General features: G+C 46.7%; 4 protein-coding genes and 1 pseudogene. 2 read left to right on the forward strand and 3 right to left on the reverse strand.

From position 1 onward, the window contains the following. The 3 genes from A1D16_RS05535 to A1D16_RS05545 form a co-directional block, all read right to left on the reverse strand. Nucleotides 1-410: GatB/YqeY domain-containing protein (locus A1D16_RS05535; protein ID WP_290708287.1), on the reverse strand; the 410-nt coding region annotated here is incomplete at its 3' end. Between the two features lie 35 nt (nt 411-445). Further along, nucleotides 446-796 carry a gliding motility protein GldC gene (gene gldC / locus A1D16_RS05540; RefSeq protein WP_290708288.1) on the reverse strand — a complete coding sequence of 117 codons (351 nt, stop codon included), beginning with the start codon at nt 794-796 and terminating at the stop codon, nt 446-448. Nucleotides 797-829: 33 nt separating this feature from the next. Further along, a complete protein-coding gene (locus tag A1D16_RS05545) occupies nt 830-1,948 on the reverse strand; it encodes a glycosyltransferase (RefSeq protein WP_290708289.1) in 1,119 nt (372 codons plus the stop codon). Nucleotides 1,949-2,031: 83 nt separating this feature from the next. Between A1D16_RS05545 and A1D16_RS05550 the strand changes: the two genes are divergently transcribed. Both A1D16_RS05550 and A1D16_RS05555 read left to right on the forward strand, forming a co-directional pair. After that, on the forward strand, nt 2,032-2,769 hold the full coding sequence (locus A1D16_RS05550) for a DUF4290 domain-containing protein (protein WP_290708290.1): 738 nt from the start codon (nt 2,032-2,034) through the stop codon (nt 2,767-2,769). A gap of 39 nt (nt 2,770-2,808) precedes the next feature. Beyond that, nucleotides 2,809-3,070: pseudogene (locus A1D16_RS05555) on the forward strand (UDP-N-acetylglucosamine 1-carboxyvinyltransferase); the annotation flags it as partial.

The raw sequence follows: 3,070 nt of genomic DNA on the forward strand, positions 1-3,070 counted from the left end.
CCATCTGCCTGACCGGCCAGTTTTTTGGAGGCAACCCCCATTACTTTCCCCAGGTCGGCGGAAGAACTTGCTCCGGTTTCCGCAATTATTTGCTCCAGGGCGGTTTTTAATTCCTCTTCGGTAAGTTGTTTGGGCAAAAACTGCTCAATAATGGCAATTTCTTCCAACTCCTTAGCTGCCAGGTCATCCCTGTTCTGCTGACGGAAAATATCCAGCGAATCACGACGCTGTTTTACCATTTTCTGCAACATTTTTCCAGCGTTTTCTTCCGTTAGCTGCCCATTTGCCCCAGGTTCTGTTTTTGCTTTAATAATTTCCGCCTTAATAGCACGCAACCCCCTGAGGGCGGCTTCATTTTTTGATTTCATGGCCTCTTTCATTTGGGCCATTATTTTTTCTTCTAGCGTCATAGTATTCTTTTTAATGGAGGCGGCATTTTCACCATTTACCCTGGTTGCTGCTCCTTCATTTGTTGTTCCTGGAATTTTTTGTAAAAATCACGGGCGAAATTCCTGATATCCGCTACCAACTCGTCATTCCTGGTTGCCCGCTGATAGGTATCAGCCATGGTCAGAAAAGTCTGGTAAAAAAAATCGGCCATTTCATCCACCATCATTTCTTTTGTCCACAGGTCAATTCTGAGGGCTGTTTTTTCCGCACCATCCCAAAAGGCCAACATCATGGCCTTGGCTTTCTGCGCTTCTTCCGCTGTACTGGCAGAGGCATTCCAGGTAATTTGTGCAGGCACTTTATCGGGGTCCAAAAGAACATCTACTGTAATGGTTGACTGTTGCATAGTTGCATTTAATGGCTGCAAATTTAGCATTAATCAGGCAGAAAGCTGACGAAGCAGGGCGGCATACCTATCAAGTGTCAGGGATTGATTCAATTCCTGGTAGCGTTCCTGTTCCTTTTCAATCAGCTTTGACCGCAGGGTTTCATCTTTATAAAGCACCATCATCTGATGGGCCCAGGCATCAATATCACCTGCCGCTGCATAGGCCGCCCCTGTTCTGCAGATTTCATTGGTAAGCGGGTGCTGGGTTGTTACTAAAGGGGTACCGGAACTAATGGCCCATTCCAGGGGCCAGGTTGGATACCCAGGCTGGAACGGATAATTTAACAGGTAGGTACCTGCCAGCAATACCTGCAATTCCATGGGGTCAATATCAGCCAGCACAGTTATATCGGCCCGGTATTTATAGGTTTTCAGCAATTCCTGTAGCCTACCCGTTGATTCAGTAGAGGGGCCGGCCAGCAGAAGGGGCATACCGGTCATCAGCCATTTTTTTAATTGCGAATAAGCTTTCAGCAGGTGAATCATTGATTCTTCGGCATGCAGGGGGCCGGCATAGAGGAAATAATCTCGTCCACCGGAGTGCCGTATTTTCAGGGTTTCCTGTTCAGACCAGGAAATAGTGGGACAAGGGGGTTGAAGCGCGGGGTATTGTACCCGGATGGTATCCGCAAGCTGCGGGAAAAAACCCAATATCGCCTGCCGGTCTTCTTCAAACGGCACACTGATCAATTGTGCTGCCAGCCAGGCTGGTAGTTTTTCCGGTCGTTTTTTCCAGGCGCGGCCTTTATGGTCTTTGAGCAGGTTGTCTGCGGAACTTATTAATGCGGTTTTCCCGGAAAAATCCGCTATCATATCTTTATCAAAACTTACCAAAACGGCTGGCTGTTCTTTATCCAGCCAGGTTTTCAGGCTATTTTTAAGTCGTTGGGTACGACTTATGAACAGCGAGCTACGGGCCTCCAATACCACCAATTCCGGCCGGTCGGGGGTGTTTTCTTCCCAGCTTATGTCGGCAAAACCTGATAATACGATATGTCGGTATTCGGGCAACCGGTTAAAGAGAGGTACCAACGTTTCCAGAAATCCGTTTTCCAGGGTGTTTTCCGGAGCTTCCAGCAGTGGGTCTATAAAATAGGCAATAGTTTTCATCCTGTAATTTTCGGGGAACACTGCAAATTGCTGCATTTTCCTGAATCCCAAGACTTACATTTGCAATAGAACAATTTGACTGAATGGAATATAATACTACCAGAAATCACCTTGTGATGAAGGAATACGGACGTCATATTCAAAAAATGATTGAATACCTGATGTCGGTGGAGGATACAGATAAAAAAGAAAAGAATGCAAGGGCGGTGATTGAATTGATGGGATTTTTGAATCCACACCTCAAAAATGTGGAGGATTTCCGCCATAAGTTATGGGATCACCTCTTTTTGATCTCAGATTTTAAGCTGGAAGTAAACTCTCCCTACCCGATTCCTACCAAGGAAAGCCTGAAAGCCAAACCTAGCCCGCTCCCCTATCCCAAAGGATATCCCCGGTATTCTCATATTGGCAAAAACATTGAAAAGGTTATACATAAGGCGCTGACGGAAGAAAACCCGGAAAAAAGACAGGGTTTTGCCAATGCTATTGCCTATTACATGAAACTGGCCTACAGTAACTGGCATAAGGAGAATGTACACGATGATGCGATCCAAAGCGAATTAAACTCCATTACCGGTGGTCAGTTGGAATTTACGAATACTCCTTTTGTAAAAGCTTACCGGGCAAATGAGGGCCAACGCGATTACCGCAGCGGCGGCGGCGGTGGCAAAAGACAGCAAAAATTCCAACAAAGAGGCGGTAATAACCAGGGCCGGAACGACCAACGCGGCGGAGGTGGAGGCAACCGTGAGCTCGGCGGAAACCGCGATAACGGGGGAAACCGGGGAGGCGGCCAAAAGTTTAAGAAGCGCTTTAAATAAGAACTGCCCACCATTCACCATATATAATCCATCCTTTTCATGGACCGTTTTGAAGTAGCCGGAGGTAAAAAGCTCTCCGGCAGTATTATTCCCCAGGGTGCAAAAAATGAAGCACTGCAGATCCTGAGTGCCGTTTTGCTTACACCGGAAGAAATGCGCATTGAGAATATCCCGGATATTCTGGATGTAAACCTGCTTATAGAACTCCTGTCAGATATTGGTGTTTCCGTAAACAGGATCGACCGGCACACGGCTGTTTTTAAGGCTGATGCCGTAAATATAGATTACCTGAACAGTGCAG

It is taken from the genome of Flavihumibacter sp. CACIAM 22H1 (assembly GCF_001601815.1).
In the GTDB taxonomy this organism is placed as follows: domain Bacteria; phylum Bacteroidota; class Bacteroidia; order Chitinophagales; family Chitinophagaceae; genus Flavihumibacter.

Excerpts from the sequence above, each read along its gene's own strand:
- gldC (WP_290708288.1), bottom strand. The coding sequence starts at position 796 with ATGCAACAGTCAACCATTACAGTAGATGTTCTTTTGGACCCCGATAAA.
- A1D16_RS05550 (WP_290708290.1), top strand. The coding sequence starts at position 2,032 with ATGGAATATAATACTACCAGAAATCACCTTGTGATGAAGGAATACGGA.
- A1D16_RS05545 (WP_290708289.1), bottom strand. The coding sequence starts at position 1,948 with ATGAAAACTATTGCCTATTTTATAGACCCACTGCTGGAAGCTCCGGAA.